The sequence below is a fragment of the Larkinella terrae genome (assembly GCF_009668025.1).
GTDB classification, from domain to species: domain Bacteria; phylum Bacteroidota; class Bacteroidia; order Cytophagales; family Spirosomataceae; genus Larkinella; species Larkinella terrae.
In genome coordinates this window covers 251,220-267,659 of the sequence record NZ_WJXZ01000006.1, presented here as the reverse complement: position 1 = coordinate 267,659, position 16,440 = coordinate 251,220, and the positions used below count along the sequence as shown (strand labels likewise).

Here is a 16,440-nt window from a genome sequence, read left to right as displayed (position 1 = left end):
TCATGGAATCCCTACAAATCCTGATTATTGAAGACGATTTATTGACGGCAACCGATTTGAAAGATGCTCTGGAAAGTGCCGGGCACCGGGTGCCGACAATCGCCCGGAATTATCAGGAAGCAATGGCGGCCGTCCGGCAGCAAAAACCGGATATGGCGCTGGTCGATATTCACCTCGAACGATCAACGGCAGACGGTATTTCCACGGCCCGCGATATGCTGGCAATTCACCGGATGCCGATCATTTACCTGACCGCGAATTCGGAAGTTCCCACCTTCCAGCGGGCGAAGGAAACCGATCCGGCGGCTTACCTGATCAAACCGTTCCACCAGAACGAAATCGTTTTTCAGATCGAGCTGGCCTACTGCAATCGTTCAACAAATAATCGGCAGACGAATCACCAGGAAAACGCCGAGACGTTATTTCTGCCGATCAATAAGGGATATGAGCAGGTCGCCAAAAAGGACGTTCTTTACCTCCTGGCCGAAGGAGCTTACGTGAAAGTGTTCATGCTCAACACGGAAAAACCACATCTGCTGTCGATGAATCTGGGGTATCTGGCGCAGTATTTTCCCCTCTCCCACTTCTACCGCTTGTCGCGCTCCCTGCTGATCAACCTGAATCACGTTGAACGAATGGAGCAAAACCAGTTATTCATGCGCCATCATAACACGCCGATTCTGGTGCCAACCAACAGCCGCGCCGATTTGCTGAAAAAACTCGGGGTAATCCGGACGCGGTAAAACCGGCGACAACGACAATGAACCAACCTTTCGATTTGTCATTTGAACCGCTTTCGGCGGCTACGATCGGCCCGCTGACGGAACTCGTTCTGGAACTCTGGCCCGATTGCCGTTACGAGGAAGAATTTGAGAACGGTGAAACTATCCTGAATTCAGCGAACGAAGTTTGCTACCTGGCCAGCGTGAATAATACTTACATTGCTTTTGTCCATGTAACTATTCGCACCGACTACGTGAAAGGAGCAACCGATTCACCGGTGGCTTATCTGGAAGCGGTTTATGTAAAACCGGGGTATCAAAAACACGGCATCGGTCGAAGATTGGTTGCCTTCGGCGAAGAATGGGCCCGGGAGAAAGGATGCCGGCAATTTGCTTCGGACACGGAACTCACGAATACGACAAGCATTGATTTTCACCAGAAAACCGGTTTTAGCGAAGTAAATCGGATCGTTTGCTTCATTAAAGACCTCTGAATCCGTGGTTTAGACCGGCACCGGAAGTGACAAAAAGAAAGTCGTGCCTACACTCGGAGTACTTTCCAGCCAGATCGTACCGTGTTGCGCTTCGGCGTATTCTTTGCAAAGAAAAAGGCCTAGCCCAACGCCCCGCTCCTGGTTGGTGCCAAAGGTTGGCTGGGCTTTGAGCGAGAAAATGGGCGCGAGTTCTTCTTTCCCGATGCCCCGACCGGTGTCTTTTACCGTGATCAGACACTTTTTCCCTTCCAAAACCGCTCTAATCGTTACCAACCCACCGGGTTCGGTAAACTTGATCGCATTTCCCACCAGATTCCGGATAATCAGCTGAAGCATGGCGGCATCAGCCAGAACGTCCTGTGTCGGATCGACCTGAAAATCCAGCTGAATTGTCTTTTTCTGTGCCAGCGGTTTATAAATTTCAACAACCGGTTTCAGGCACAGAAAAAGATTGACGGAAACCAGTGAAACCGTTGCGCCTTTCATTTGCGTGCTCGACCACGACAGCAGATTGAACAACATGTCCTGCGTGTAATTAATGCTGCTCAGCAATTCCGATTCAATCTTTTTCCGGTCTTCGGACTCCAAATCCACTTCTTTCAGGATTTCGAAATACTGCTGCACCGACGCCAAAGGCGAGCGCAGATCGTGCGAAACGATGGAAAATAACTTGTTTTTCTCCGCATTCAATCGTTCCAGCACCACCGACCGCTCCTCAATCCGTTTTTGTTCTTTTTTATAGGCGCTGGTAAAAAACCGGGTTCCAAAGTAAAGAAAAAGCCCGTTGGTGATGTAAATCGACGCCAGATCGATGGTTTGCGACAACCGGCTTGGGTATTTTCCCCGCACCGATTCGGGATACAGGTATTCGGTTGTCAGCAGCAGGAGGACAACAATCAGGTTAATCGACACCCAGAACACCGCGTGTCGGGATGGCCCGGCAATCAGCAGCAGAAACAGGGTTATGGAAAAACTCAGCAGGGTCGCTCCTGCCATTCCGGAATTGTAAAAGTAGTTGACTGCAAACAGAACAGTCACGACGATTCCGGAAGTGGTGATGGCTGGAACGAACTTGTTCCGGATGCGTGACAGGTAATAAACGTAACCGCCGAACAAAAAAAGCAGGGTGCAGATCCAGGCGGTTTCGGGGATGCCGACGAGGAAGCTGAACGGGATGTTGTATCCCATATTCAGCACTACAAAAATACAGATGGCGTTGAAAATCCGCGCTTCGAGCGAAAACTCGTCCGGCCTTCCAATTAATTTATACAGCGTTTCCTTGATGACTTTCAATCGGGCGATCTTCTTATAAACCTATTTTAATCGGTAAATATACCATCAAAAACAACAGCGGGCTCAAATCAAAAAAGGATTTGAGCCCGCTGAAAAGATTTTTCCGGTAATTGGTTACCGAGACTTATTATTCGGCCTTCGCCGTCTGATAAACCAGCCAATAACCGTCAGCGGAAATCCCAGTGTCAGCCACGACAGCAGTTCTCATAAAACCGTCGCCGACGAGGGATAAACCGTTCGCCAGCACGACTATGGTGACTCTATCGAAATCCGCCCGTTTGGTCGGCCCGCCGGAACCGCCCGGCATTCGCTGCCGGTTTTGCCGTTTACAAATCTGGGAGCAACCGCCAGTCGTCCGGCCTGAGACGGCATCATGGACGATATGCACACCTCCTGACCAGTTTCTAAAAAAATGACGTTTTAAAGGGTAAACATCAAGTATAGTCTACCTATAAAAACCGTTTGAACCAGAAGCACTTTGCATTCGCGTCAATCCGCTTTGGCTTTATTTATCAATAAATTAACACAAGTCCACGCGTAATACGCTTCTCATGCGAGTTTGCTTTGTATTTTTACAAACCTTAATGCTAAAAATCACCGATCGGCACTTCCGATTACTCCGTTTAACTTAAATGAATTCCGGCGATTCATTCCTTCCAAAACTGGAATCACTGATTGAGAGTAACTTAGCCGATCCTTCGTTCTCGATTGAAACTATTTGCCGGGAGTTGGGCGTGAGCCGCTCCGGTTTGCACCGGCTGGTCAAGGAGGAGACCAATCTGTCCGTTACGCTTTTCGTTCGTCAGTATCGGCTGGAAAAGGCCCGGACACTCCTCAAAACCACCGAATTGCGCAGTGTGGAAATCGCCGAATTGGTCGGCATTCCGAATCCCCAGAATTTCAGCAAGTATTTTACCGAGGCCTTCGGTGCCAGCCCGTCCGAGTTCCGGAAGCTCCCGTTAAATACCTCAAAACCGATTTTCGAGTCGATCAAAACTGCCCCTGAACTAGAACCGGTTTCCCAAAAAGCCATTGTTCAACCCGCTGCGGTTTCTGAAAACCGGTCCCGAAACCGCTATCTTTTTCTCGGATTAATGCTGGTGATCGTAACGGGCCTGGGCCTGTACATCGGGTTACCGTTGGGTACGAAAACCGATGAAAATCCGGACAAATCGGGATTTGATAGTTCGATTGCCATTTTGCCCTTCCGAAACCTGGGAACCTCCGATACCCAGTATTTCAGTGAGGGCGTCAGCGAGGAAGTTCAGGCCGTTTTAGCCTATTTGCCCCGCATCAAAGTGATTTCCCGAACGTCCACGCGGGCTTACGAAGGAACTACCAAAACCGTCCCGCAGATTGCCCGCGAACTCGGCGTCGTATACCTGCTCGAAGGCAGCGCCCTTCAGGTGGGCAACCGGATCAAACTTTCGGTCGAGCTGATCCGGGCGGAAGAAAACCAGACCGTCTGGAGCCAAACTTACGACGGCGAAACGAAGGACCTGTGGACGTTTACCAGCACGGTTGCCAAAACCATCGCGGGTGAATTGAATCAGCAGCTCAGCAGCGCCATCCGGCAGAAAATGAATAAGGCCCCGACCCGGCAGCCAGCCGCGTATACGGAATACCTCAAAGGGCAGTACTTCCTCCGAATCCGCACCAAGGAAGGGCTGGCCAACAGCCTGATCAGTCTGGACCGGGCCATTACCCTGGATTCCGGTTTTGCGGAAGCCTACGCCGGTAAAGCGCAGGCCTATTTTCTGAACATTGACGAAGGCTATACCGAAGCCGACAGTAGTCTGAAACTGGCCGAAAAAAATGCCCTGACAGCCATCCGGCTCGATCCCGAAAATGCCAACGCGTTTGCGCTGCTGGCCAAATTTTATCAGCGCCAGAACAAATGGGAACAGGCGCTGACTACCATGCGAATTGCCCTCCGCTACCAGCCCAATAATGCCCTGAACAATTACTGGTACAGCCTCATGCTTCGCTCCGTGGGCGAGGCCGACCAGGCCATTCGATACAGCACCAAAGCCCTGAGCATCGATCCGCTTTTTCCGGTGATCATGATCGGCCATCTGGGTAATCTGACCTATGCGGGGCGGTTTGCAGAAGCCCGGCAGGTCATGCAGGAAGGCCAGCGGCTGCACGGTTCCACCTACGGCTGGTATTGGGGTACAGCCTTCTATTACATTAATCAGGAACGGTTTCCCGAAGCCCTCCGGGAACTGGAAAAAGGACGGCGACTCAACTCCGACGCCAGCCCGTTTCCGGTTTTCATTGCGTATGTAAAAGCCCGCATGAACCAACCCGATGCCGCCCGGTCTCTGCTCAAATCCCTGCCGAATGACGAAATCAATTACCCTAACCGGGCCGTCCTCTACGCCGGACTTGGCGTCCCCAACCGTTGCCTGGACTACCTTGAAAAGGGGGCCGAAGTCGGTTGCCTGCCCAATTACCTGAAAGTATCGCCCTTGTTTAAGTCGCTGCGGAATACGCCCCGGTTTCGGGCCGTCCTGCACAAAGTGGAACTGGATTAGCCCGTTTTGCCGTCTGCTGACACAATACACTAACTTTTTGACACAATAGACCAACTTTTTGGAATAATACGCCAACAGCTTTTGCCGGGTTGAGCGACAATTTTGTAACCAAAAAATTGGTTTATGAAACCTGTCCTCTTCCTGTTGCTGGCTCTCGATCTGGCCTGCGCTCCGCCTTCCCAGAATGGCCTTCCCGATGGCTACGAAACAGCTGCCCCGGCCTATTTGGTCCTCACCCAGAAAGCCCTCACCTACCAGGCCGACTTCGACACCGAAGCCTGGGGGCAAATGCTCACCGACAGCATCGAATTCATTTCGCCCACCGGGCGAGCGGTCTGGCGCGGAAAACCGGCGGTGCTGGCGGGCTGGCAGCAATGGCGGCATCAGGTTGGTGTAGACCGGATTCAACTGACGGATTTTACGCACCTGCCCGTCCGGGTTACGGAGCCCTCGGCACTTTGGGATAAAACCGGCGTCCATGTCGTCTCGTACTGCAAGGCTCACCTGTCGCTGGTGGATGGGCGACAGACCGACCTGTTCATGAACATGTGCTGCCACTTCGATAACACTGGGCATATTGACCGCTATCTGTTCTTATACCAACCCCGTTCGAATTAATCCACAACCCGAAAACCGGTACCGTATTTCAAAACCGCCTTTCATTTCTAATCTGTCAAATCCCGATTCCTATGTTTCTGTTTTACCACCGCATTTATCATTTTTTGGGTCGTTACCGGGCCGTCGCCCTGACCCTGTTTTGGGCCGTAACCACCCTGCCCACCTTTTCCAATCCGTCAGCAATAACCCAAACCACCTGGACCGGAAGCGCCAGTTCCAACTGGGCGACCGCCGGAAACTGGTCGGACGGTGTTCCGACAACGACCCTCCATGCCATCATTCCATCGGTTTCCCGTTCCCCCCAGATTGAAAACGGTACCGCAGCCGTTGCCAAGTCGGTAGAGGTGCAAAGTGGCGCTTCGCTGACCATTGTGAGCGGAGGCAGCCTGACAATTAATGATTTCAAGGAATTTTCGCAAACCACTGCAGGGGCTCTCTTAAATGACGGTACGGTCCAGAACAATGGGCAACTGATCATCGGCAATACCGGTTATTCTGGTCTGAATGGCCTAACAAATCGGGGCACTTTCACCAACAATACGGGCGGAACGGTTCAGATTGACCGAACAACGAACTACGCTTTGTATAACTCCAGTGGCACCTTCACCAATGCGGCCACGATCACCATCGGGAGCATTCCGAATATTGTCAATGGTGATGGCATCTACAATACAGCCGTATTCAACAACAACTCAGGTGCACTCATTCAAATTGATCGGGTATCTTCCACTAATTTAAACAATTTTACGGGCGGTACCTTTACCAACGCGGGTACAATCGTCTCTGGCACCATTGCACCAGGAAGTGCTTCGATCCTTTCCAATTCGGCTACATTTAACAACACTACCGGAGGAAGCATTCAAATGGACAAAGTAAGTACTACAGGTTTGGCCAACGATCCCGGGGGAACTTTCACCAATTCGGCCACCATTACCATTGGAAACAATGCGTCTGGTGCCGGGGGTAGTAATGGAGTAATCAACCAGGGCAACTTTAACAACAATGCCGGGGGAAGCATTCAAATTGACCGAACCTTCTCCAGTGGCATATACAATATTAGTGGTACGTTTACCAATGCGGCTACAATCACCATCGGGGCGAACGCTTCAGTTGGCCGAAATGGGATAGAAAACCGGGCTAAATTCGACAACAAAACCGGGGGAACCATCCAGATTGACCAATCAAGCAATGAAGGATTATACAATTGGACTGGAGCCACCTTTACCAACGCGGCTACGATCAAGATTGGGAGCCTCGTTGCCACCGGAGTCAACGGTTTTTCTACTTCCGGAGAGTTCAAAAACAATGCGGGGGGGATTATCCAGATTGACCGGTCCTCGAATAGTGGCTGGAACAGTAGCGGCACCGTAACCAACGAAGGTACGATCAAGATCGGGACCATCGCTCAGGTCGGTGATTATGGAATTCGTTCGGGTGCCGGAACTTTCAACAACAATACGGGAGGGACAATCCAGATTGACCGGTACACGAATAGTGGCTGGTACAATGGTGGTACCGTAACCAACGAAGCCTTGATTACCATCGGGGCTACGATGGCTACCTACGGTATTTTCAACATCAGCACAATCAACAACAACTGCGGAGGAGTGATCACCACCGGGCAAATTATCCAAAATGGCAGTAACACCTTTACCAACGGCGGCTTGATTATCGAGAAAGCCAGCGGCAACAGCTCCATCAGCAGCAATACCGGTCTGGTGCAGAACCTGAACGGGGGCACGTTTTCCATCACCACCAATACCGGCTTGCTCACTACGACCGAGGGACCCGCCGAACCCACCATCACCGCCACACCTTCCCTGACGGTCAACGCCGGGCAGAGCGTCACGCTCACCGCCGGAGGGGCCACCAGTTACCGCTGGTCGACCTCTGAAACAACCCCCGCCATTACCGTGACGGTCGCCGGACCCTATTCCGTCACCGGAACGCTGGGCGAATGTGCCCGGGTGACTTCCGTAACGCTTACCGTCAATGTCGTCACTGACGTGACGGTGACCAACCCGCCGGCTGTCTGCGCCCCCGCGACGGTCGATCTGACCCAGGGCATCGCCACTTCGAGCATTCCCAATGCTACGTTTTACTTTTACACCGATGCCGACGGAACGCAGCCGGTGCCCAATCCGGCCGCCGTCGGCGCAGGCATTTATTACGTCAAAGCGGTCAGTCAGGAAGGGAGTCCTTCCGCCCTCAAACCCCTTACTGTTGTTGTCAAAACGCCCCCAACGGTTTCGATCAGCCCCAATAATCCCACGATCTGTTCCGGGCAAAGCGTCACGCTGACCGCGTCGGGAGCCAGAACCTACCTCTGGAACACCACCGCGACCTCGACGACCCTCAGCGTCTCGGCCGGCGGCCCCTACTCCGTAACGGGCACCACCGATGGCTGCTCGGCAACGGCCACCCAAACCGTTACCGAAAATTCGATTCCCGCTCCTACGCTGAGCACGAATGTGTCATCTGGCAATCCGGGCAGCGTCGCCGTGTTGCAGAATACCCCCTTCGTCACCCTGACCGCCAGCGGTTGTGCCGGAACCCTCAGTTGGACCGGTCCCAACACAACCACGGGCCCGATGGTTTCGGTGCCTACGTCCACTACCGGTTCTTTGATCTATACGGTTTTCTGCCAGCAGGGCGGCTGTACCAGTTCAGTAACCAGCTTCACGGTTTCCGTGACGGCGCCCACCGCAACCGGCAGCTTCGACGGGTTTGTCAACGGAGCCGACTGCGAGTCGTTCCGGGGTTGGGCCTGGGATCGCAACAAGGTCAATACCGCCGTCTCCATCCAGATTCTCGATGGCCCCAACGTCATTGGCACCTTACTGGCGGGTGATTTTCGACAGGATTTATTGGATGCCGGAAAAGGCAACGGGAAACACGCGTTCCGGTTTACCATTCCGACTAGTATCAGGGACGGCTTACCCCACAACCTCTCGGCCCGGATTGAAGGCAGCAGTTTCATTCTGAAAGATTCCCCCAAAGTATTGATCTGTGCCACTTCGGGGACGCCCACCAACAAACCGCCGGTCGCACCCACCCCCACTGTGTTGATTGCGCCCCTGACCGCGCAGGTCGGAGTGCCTTTCTCGGGGACGCTGGTGGCCTTCACCGATCCGGAAGGCCAAGCGCTGACCTACAAACTGAGCGGTTTGCCGGGCGGTTTGTCGATCAACGAATTCAGCCGGGTGATCAGTGGAACGCCCACGGCAGACGGAACGTTTGTCCTGACCTATTCGGCGACCGATACCGAAGGTGCTACCAATAGCGTGAGTTTCAACCTGACGATCAACCCGGCGCAGACCACCACCGTGCAAGGGAATTTCGAAGGGTATTTAGACAAAGTCGAATGCGGGACGATTCGCGGCTGGGTCTGGGATCGCAACAAACCCAACACGCCGGTCACGGTCGAATTTTACACCGGCAGCACGGTTTGGGGCAGTACGATCGCCAATATTTATCGCGACGACCTGAAGAATGCAGGCAAGGGCAATGGCGTTCACGCATACAGTTTTGAGGTTCCAAACAGTCTGAAAGACGGCACGACCCGGCTGATTTACGGACGGGTGCAGGGGAGCAATTTCATGCTGAAGGATTCGGGAAAACCGCTGACCTGCGGCTCACCCGCCCGCATATCGGCCGAAACCGGTCCGGAACTATCAGTGACGTTGCTGGGCAATCCGGTGACGGATCAGGTTGCGCTGGAAATCCGGGGAGCGGTTGGCCAGGCGGTCAACCTGCACCTGAGCGATGCCAGCGGACGGTTGGTGAACCTGCATCGGATCGAGCTGGCCAAACCGGTCGAGCGGTACACAATCCCGCTTGATCAGCAACCGGCCGGTTTGTTGCTACTCCGCGTGAATACGGTTTTCAAAACCGTAACCCTGAAAATCGTAAAAAATTAATGGAAGCGTGAAACAATCAATCCCCGCCCGGCGGTTGCCGGGCGGGGATTTTTATAAAAACCAGAAACCCTCGTTGGGATGATTTTATTCCGCCAGCGTTATTTCGACGGCGCCGATTTTCCCTTTTTCGCCGTATTTTTCAACGGCTTCTTTTTCCATCAGCTTAACCAGCCGGTATTTTTTGTCGGCAAGTTTGATGGTTTCATTCAATTCCCGGGGCGTTCCGTCAACGATCAGGTAACTTATTTTGCCGAATAAAGAAAATTTCCCGCTGCCCGTAAACTTCTGGGTGTTCAGGTTGACCTTCACCTTGTTTCCCCGCAAATACACGTAGTTGTTTTCGGCCGACCAAAACAACTCCGAGGCATAAAATGTACCATACATTTCCTCCGAATTTTCATTGGCCATTGGTTTCATTGCTTCAATCGTCCGAGCTGTTTCCAGCGCAGCGGTTTTTACAATCTCCTGATTCTCAACCTGAATGGGTTGCAAAGGATGAGTTAAGAGGCTGGTTGAATCGAGTGACAGCGCCGAGGTGGTCAGGAGCAGGGCACTTACCGTGTTTAACGATTTCATATTCTTGCTGTTTAATGTTTTTTCACTTGATAAGATGCCAGTGTTTGAAAAGGTGGCAGTGTAGGTATCAAGATTTAAAAACTTTTTATCAGCCTCTTTTTCTGAGTTTAAACCGGAAACGCTGCTCATTTCAGCCAACGGTTTTTCAACTTTGATCGATTCGTTCATTCCCGTTTCCGACTTTACCTGCAGCCATACAACAACGGCCAGATTCATCACCATTGCCAAAGTAGCCACATTCGCCGGCAGGAAGCTGGCTGAAAAACCGGGGGCGGTTTTGAACGCTGGCATTGAAACCGTACCAAAACCGGTAGTATTGATCGGTGATACGTTCTGTGGTTGAAGCTCGAAATGTTTTAATTTTCCGGTCAATAGATGATCGATTTTCCAAAGCCGGTCCGGAAGCAAAAGCAGGAATAAAAACCGCTTTCTTTTTTTGTCCTCGTTCGCCTTTTTGGTAAGAATTTCCCGGATTTTCTTCCGCGCTCTTGCCAGATGCGATTTTGACGTTCCCTCGCTGATGCCCAGTTCCGCCCCGATCTGGGCGTGCGTGTACTGATCGAACACGTAAAGGTTAAACACGAGTTTATGGTGCTCGGGCAACCGCCCAACCGCATCTAGCAACTCAGCTTCCGAGAAGCCGTTTTCGTCACTGGTTTGATGTTCGTTCTGGAAATCGATGACAGGCGTTTCGTAGATAATCCGGTCTTCGTGCGCCTTCTGCTTTTTCTGCTGCCGGAGGTGTTGCAACGCCACATTGACGACGATCCGCCGGAACCAGCCCTCGAACGACCCTTTGTTTTCAAAGCTCGACGATTTATCGATGGCAACCAGAAAGGCATCATGTGCCAGATCCTCGGCGGTTTGTCGGTTATAGGTATACCGGTAGCAAACGCCAATCATTTTAGCGATGTGCTGCTTGTAGGTCGCTTCCCAAAAATGCTTCGTGACATCATTCATAAAAACAATGATGCTTTTTTTGCAAAGGGTGGCAGTTTTTGTCGATTAAATTAATCAATCTTTGGGCGATGCGGGCAACGTTTTTTTCGTCAGGTGGTTAATTGACTTCCATCCATCTGTTAGAGCATGTCAAAATTTTAAAATGTCTGACATGCTCTAAAATGCTGCAATTGCAACAATACACGAAGTTTTTGGCACAATACCCGAAGGTTTTAGGTGGCAAAATCCAGAAATTTGCGGGGATGAAATCGGTTGACAGACCGCAGTTCGTTTTTCAAGGATTCAACGGGAACGGCCCCAACCGGTTTTCCTTTCACTTCAATTTCCACCTTCGTGTCCTGCAAAACCAATTGCAGTCGGCCTTTGAAAAGTCGCCCACGTTCGTCTTTTAAAAACCGCTCCAGTTTGCTCGTATTTTCTTTCCGGCAAACCCAAGCGTCACCGTTTTTCTGAACGATTAATCGAACCTTCTTTTCAAAAGGTTCGATTATAAATTCCAGTGTATCCGATAATTTTATTGAAGCCATATCCTTCCAAAACTATGGATTTCTCTCCACATATACTACTAGTATTCAGCGGGTTATTCAGAGAAATTAACGGACAGTTGAAAGGTTCGCCAGGCTTCGGCGCGGTCGCGGTCGTGGTGATAGGTTGGCTTCGTCATCTTTGCATACGTCACCGGATTTTCGAGCATCAGCAACTGCGGGGGCGCCACTAAGGTAGGCTGTCCCGAAGTCGAGTAGTTCAATTGCATAGTAAACGTCACCCAGTTTGGCCGGATTAAGGGGTCGGGAATGTTAGCACCCACCTTAATCGTGTTGTCGACCACCGAGGTTTCACCCGGAGAAATTGGGTCGGTAATCGAGGATTTACTGAGGGTGTAGGCATCCGTGGAGAAGGACGCCCGGTTGATCCGGCGGAAACTCACCGAAACCGTGTAGAACAGCGAACCGCCATTGGTAATCAAGCTGGAGCTGATGGCCTTGCTTTTCGGCAATTTGATGTACTGCCCATTGCCGGTGCTTTTAGCCAGAATCTCGTTGTTGGCTCCTATAAAGTTGATGTTCAGGATTTCAAACTCGCAGGCATACGGGCGATTTTTTCCGTCAATCATTTTACAGGGAGTTGGTAAAACAATGTTGGGAGAAACCGGAAACGGGTTGGAACATAGATCCAAAACGGAGGCCAACAGGGTAAACAGCAGAACAGATTTCATTGGTGTAGGGAATAAAAGTGGATTTATCCGGCCCGGGCGTGAAAAGCCGTGGGCTATGGAACAAAGGTAGCGGCTACCGAAATGCTTGTAAATCGGATAAATATATGAGGAGCAGTACTGTTGTTAACTTAGTTTGGAGGATGATTGCGAAGAAAAGGGAATACTGGTTTCCCAGTGAGTTGAGCGACTGATTTCCCGAACGGTTTTCATGACCTGATCCACCGAAATGGATTGCATACAAAGGTTATTCTGACAGGGCGACACGCGGTTATTGTAGACATTGTAGCAGGGGCTACAGGGCAACGCGTTGTAGATAACGTGGGTTCTGACCGATAAGGGAGCATACAAGGCCGGTGTTTCAGGGCCAAACAGAACAAGGGTATGGACCGGGGTCATGGCCGCAAAATGGGCCGGTCCACTGTCGCTGGTCACTAGCAATTTCGAGTGGCAATACAAGGTCAGAATATCCCGTAACTCCGTTTTTCCGCACAAATTGACAGCACTCGGCAACTGCATGGAATCCATAAAATGACCGGTTTTTTCCCATTCGTCTTTCCGCCCGGTAAAAACAAGAGTGTGATCGGGAAATTGGCTGGTTAGTTTGCCGATTAGCTCCCTGAACCGGTTTTCGGGCCATCTTCGCAGCGGCAGAACGTCATTTAAACTGGGGTTAATAATGATAATGGATTTGCCATTGTCCGCTTCAGCGCCCATTAAATCATTCAAACGAATCAAATCCTGTTCATTTGGTCGAAAACTTACCTCCGTTTGGATAGCAGGTACCGGAAAAGGCAAAGCAGGCAGTTTTTTTACCGGTATTTCCAGGCTCTTGAGTTGACACCAGCCACTCGCTGACACGTGAACGTAATGCGAATAACTGAGCTTATGCGTAAACAAATCGCCCCGGTAATTTTGGGAGCCCTTGAACCGGTGGTAGCCGACCCGTTTGGTCGCTCCCGTTAAATAACCGAAAATGGCGGTGGCACGCGAAAAAAATTCCAGGTCGATTGCGGTATCGATACGATTTCGGCGGATCTGAATGAGCGCCTGAATAAACCCTTTCGCAAAGAGCCAGAGGCTTTTTTCGTTAATCACGATCTGGTTTTCCCGGGGAAACACGTCCAGCAGATCAATCAGGGGTGTACTGGCGGAAAAGGTGCAGAGATAAACATTGGCCGGGCCATACGTCCGGGCTGCTTCTTTAAAAGTAGCCTGGTGGAGAACCAGCGCTCCCTGCTCAATGAATTTGATAAAGACAATCTTTCGGGTAGGCTGATCCACCTTGTTTTCCGGAAAGAAAACCGCCCTAATGTTACGGATCAACGTGAGTAAAGTACAGAATAATCGGCCAAAATACTTTTCAAGCAGCGAGATGGCAGTATTGGTCATGAGTCTGGACAGCAGGAAGGTAATGCGGCTGTGTAATATAAGGAAATTGTCTACTCAGGAAACTCAAAGGTACTTTTAAACTTAGTTTTCAATTGATTTTCCGAAAATACAGCTTGTGTCAGCAATTTTTACCTCCTGCAAACTAACTACCTGATGCCGAAACCGGTATACTTAAAATAAACCAAACCGAGTAAACCCATTCCGCAGCGTTCTTTCTGAAATATACTGACCATTCTTACCTCATTCTATTCCGGAAAACATATGAAAAATAACCAATCCCGGCGTCAGTTTATTGGCGCGACAACCGCGCTCGTTTCGGGCCTCATGGTGGGGACAAAACCGGTTTTTGGCGCTCCCGCCCTCCTCCGGAGCCTGGGCGACAAACCCAACTCGCTGATCGACGGTGTTCAGATCGGATGCATTACGTATTCGTTTCGGGAAATGCCCGACCAGAGTGCGGATGCAACCTTGCAATACGTTCTGGACAGCGGCATCAGCGCCATTGAATTGATGGGTGATCCGGCGGAATCGTTCGCGGGCGCTCCCAAAAGTAAGGTCGATATGAAGGTGGTTGGCCCGCTGATGCGGAAGCGTCGCGAGAACCAGACGCTGACCGAAGACGAGCAAAAAACACTGGCGGAGGTAGAAGCCCAGCGGAAAGCCTACCAGCAGGAACTGACTCAATGGCGGCTTTCGGCCCCGATGAACAAGTTTGAGCAGGTTCGTAAAATGTACAACCAGGCGGGGGTCCAGATCTACGCGTTTAAACCCTCGACCTTTGGCATGCAGAGTTCCGACGCCGAGATCGATTACGGAATGCGGGCCGCTAAACTGCTGGGTGCCAATCAGGTGACGCTCGAACACCCGGCCAACGACGCCCACACGCTCAAGCTCGGCAAAATGGCCGAAAAACACGGTTTGCGGGTTGGCTACCACGGCCACGAGCAACAAACCCCGACGTTCTGGGATACCGCCCTCGCCCAGTCACCGGCCAACGCGCTCAACTTCGATCTGGGGCATTACGTGGCCGCGGGCAATCCCGACCCGCTGATTCTGATCAAACAGAAGCACGACCGCATAGCCAGCATGCACATCAAAGACCGCCAAACCGCTGCGCACGGAAAAGGCAATCTGCCCTGGGGACAAGGCGATACGCCCCTGACGCAGGTCCTGAAACTGATGCGCGAACAGAAGTATAAATTCCCGGCGGTGGTTGAGCTGGAGTATCAGATTCCGGCGGGTTCCAATTCCGTTGCGGAAGTCAAAAAATGCGTTAATTACTGTCGAAACGCGATCCTGAGCTAAAAACCGGGGGTGGCCAAAACCACCCCTTTTTTTATTGAAACCGCCGGTTCATCATTTTCATTTCACCGTGCGAATGGATGGCGACCAGGGTAATCAGCGCAATAAATACCATCACCACCGCAAAGCCCATTGCCCAGCGGCCCGCATACAGACCCCGGCTCGAAAAACCGGGTTTTGCTTTTCCAATAACTGCGGTAATAATCAGCAGATTGGCTACGTAGAGGTATTGCTCGATCCGGTACGTGCTCATGTAGGCGCCGGTGGTCAGAAAACTAAAAACCGTATACAGGCCGAGGTGGCCGATGAAAAACGTGCGGACGTCGTTGTACGTATAGCTGACGAATTCGGTTGTTTTATTGCGGTAAAACTTCATAAACCAGATCGCGCTGGTTACCAGCAAAATAGCCAGTGTTATCCACCGAACGTTGGTGATCAAACCCACGATATCGCCCGTGGCAATTTTGCTGTAGGTTCCTTCCAGTTTCTCCATTGTAAACGTCTGATCCCACACGATGAACGGAATAACCAGCGTCAGCATCAGCAACGGAAACCAGATCCGGCTTCTTTTTTCGCGGTTTTCAGCGGGCTCCCAGTCCGACGTAAACGTGCCGTAGGCCATGCCCCCGCCCCCGAAAAAACCGATGGAATATTCCATTACATTCCAGAAGTTAAACTTGATTTCTGCCACCCCGCCCATCACCTGCAGGAAGTTTCCGAAGGCAAACCCGAATCCGGCGCCCAATCCCGCAAAAACCGCTACGCGCAGGGCTGAATATTGTTCGTTGCGGTACATAAACCAGGTCAGCGCAAACGCCATTCCCAGGCAAGACGCCCACATTTCGGAGCGCGGGGGTGTCATTAACCAGCCCCACTCCTCGATCAGCAAATAGTAAACGATCAAACCACCAACCAGCATTTCGACGATCATCCGATGCCAGCTAACGCGTTTTTTATCCGAATCGGCCAGGGCCAGCCCGAACAAACCGCCCCCGATAAACCCGTATAAACCGCCGATGATGAACAGCATCACCAGGCCGTAATAGACATTCACAAAGTCGATGCCGCGTCCGTATCCCACCACAATGCCGTAGCTCATTATTCCTCCCGTGCCCCAGCCGATGGCCGACGCCAGCGCGGCCTTGAACACTTTTGAGTACCAATCCGTCCGTTTGGCAACCAACAAAATACCCAGTGCCCCGATGCCTCCGGCCCAGGCGGCACCCTGTTCGTGCCCGAATTGCCCGCGGATGGCCCAGGCCGTGCCCATGGCCATGCCCGCGACGAGCAGGCTGGTAAATAATGACTTGACGTTCATAGTGGTTAAGGGGTTTTGAACTAATACGTTACGGGCTGCGAAACAGGCTATTCTCCGCAAAATTTATTCGGCTGCAATAGCCTGAAACCCATTGG

General features: G+C 51.6%; 13 protein-coding genes. 6 read left to right on the top strand and 7 right to left on the bottom strand.

The genetic code is table 11. The features are described from left to right. Positions 1-2: 2 nt before the first annotated feature. Complete coding sequence (locus GJJ30_RS11815) at positions 3-743, top strand: response regulator (protein WP_154175359.1); 741 nt, start codon at positions 3-5, stop codon at positions 741-743. 17 nt (positions 744-760) lie between these two features. Next, positions 761-1,216 (top strand): aminoglycoside 6'-N-acetyltransferase, encoded by a 456-nt coding sequence (aac(6'), locus tag GJJ30_RS11810; protein WP_229313087.1) that lies wholly within the window; start codon positions 761-763, stop codon positions 1,214-1,216. Between the two features lie 9 nt (positions 1,217-1,225). Here aac(6') and GJJ30_RS11805 read toward each other — a convergent pair whose 3' ends face one another. Further along, positions 1,226-2,509, bottom strand: coding sequence for a sensor histidine kinase (locus GJJ30_RS11805; RefSeq protein WP_154175358.1), 1,284 nt, complete (start codon positions 2,507-2,509; stop codon positions 1,226-1,228). Positions 2,510-2,636: 127 nt separating this feature from the next. Next, on the bottom strand, positions 2,637-2,897 hold the full coding sequence (locus GJJ30_RS11800; RefSeq protein ID WP_154175357.1) for a hypothetical protein: 261 nt from the start codon (positions 2,895-2,897) through the stop codon (positions 2,637-2,639). Positions 2,898-3,141: 244 nt separating this feature from the next. Here GJJ30_RS11800 and GJJ30_RS11795 point away from each other — a divergent pair, with 244 nt between their 5' ends. The 3 genes from GJJ30_RS11795 (at position 3,142) to GJJ30_RS11785 (ending at position 9,584) form a co-directional block, all read left to right on the top strand. Then, on the top strand, positions 3,142-5,046 hold the full coding sequence (locus GJJ30_RS11795) for a helix-turn-helix domain-containing protein (RefSeq protein ID WP_154175356.1): 1,905 nt from the start codon (positions 3,142-3,144) through the stop codon (positions 5,044-5,046). A 123-nt stretch (positions 5,047-5,169) separates the two neighbouring features. Continuing rightward, entirely contained in the window at positions 5,170-5,664 is a 495-nt protein-coding gene (locus GJJ30_RS11790; protein WP_154175355.1) for a nuclear transport factor 2-like protein, read from the top strand. A gap of 71 nt (positions 5,665-5,735) precedes the next feature. Continuing rightward, positions 5,736-9,584 carry a putative Ig domain-containing protein gene (locus GJJ30_RS11785; RefSeq protein ID WP_154175354.1) on the top strand — a complete coding sequence of 1,283 codons (3,849 nt, stop codon included), beginning with the start codon at positions 5,736-5,738 and terminating at the stop codon, positions 9,582-9,584. A gap of 84 nt (positions 9,585-9,668) precedes the next feature. Here the strand turns inward: GJJ30_RS11785 and GJJ30_RS11780 are convergent, their stop codons facing one another. From GJJ30_RS11780 to GJJ30_RS11765, 4 genes are all read right to left on the bottom strand, one after another. Beyond that, positions 9,669-11,120 carry an RNA polymerase sigma factor gene (locus GJJ30_RS11780; protein WP_154175353.1) on the bottom strand — a complete coding sequence of 484 codons (1,452 nt, stop codon included), beginning with the start codon at positions 11,118-11,120 and terminating at the stop codon, positions 9,669-9,671. A gap of 212 nt (positions 11,121-11,332) precedes the next feature. Beyond that, a complete protein-coding gene (locus GJJ30_RS11775) occupies positions 11,333-11,647 on the bottom strand; it encodes a hypothetical protein (RefSeq protein WP_154175352.1) in 315 nt (104 codons plus the stop codon). Between the two features lie 53 nt (positions 11,648-11,700). Continuing rightward, positions 11,701-12,336 (bottom strand): hypothetical protein, encoded by a 636-nt coding sequence (locus tag GJJ30_RS11770; RefSeq protein ID WP_154175351.1) that lies wholly within the window; start codon positions 12,334-12,336, stop codon positions 11,701-11,703. A 123-nt stretch (positions 12,337-12,459) separates the two neighbouring features. Next, the gene (locus GJJ30_RS11765; RefSeq protein WP_154175350.1) at positions 12,460-13,725 is read right to left on the bottom strand and encodes a glycosyltransferase family 9 protein; all 1,266 of its coding nucleotides are present in this window, start codon (positions 13,723-13,725) and stop codon (positions 12,460-12,462) included. 261 nt (positions 13,726-13,986) lie between these two features. On the opposite strand from GJJ30_RS11765, the gene GJJ30_RS11760 reads away from it, so the two are divergent. Then, complete coding sequence (locus GJJ30_RS11760; protein WP_154175349.1) at positions 13,987-15,030, top strand: sugar phosphate isomerase/epimerase family protein; 1,044 nt, start codon at positions 13,987-13,989, stop codon at positions 15,028-15,030. Positions 15,031-15,061: 31 nt separating this feature from the next. Here GJJ30_RS11760 and GJJ30_RS11755 read toward each other — a convergent pair whose 3' ends face one another. Beyond that, positions 15,062-16,345 (bottom strand): hypothetical protein, encoded by a 1,284-nt coding sequence (locus GJJ30_RS11755; protein WP_154175348.1) that lies wholly within the window; start codon positions 16,343-16,345, stop codon positions 15,062-15,064. Positions 16,346-16,440: the final 95 nt, after the last annotated feature.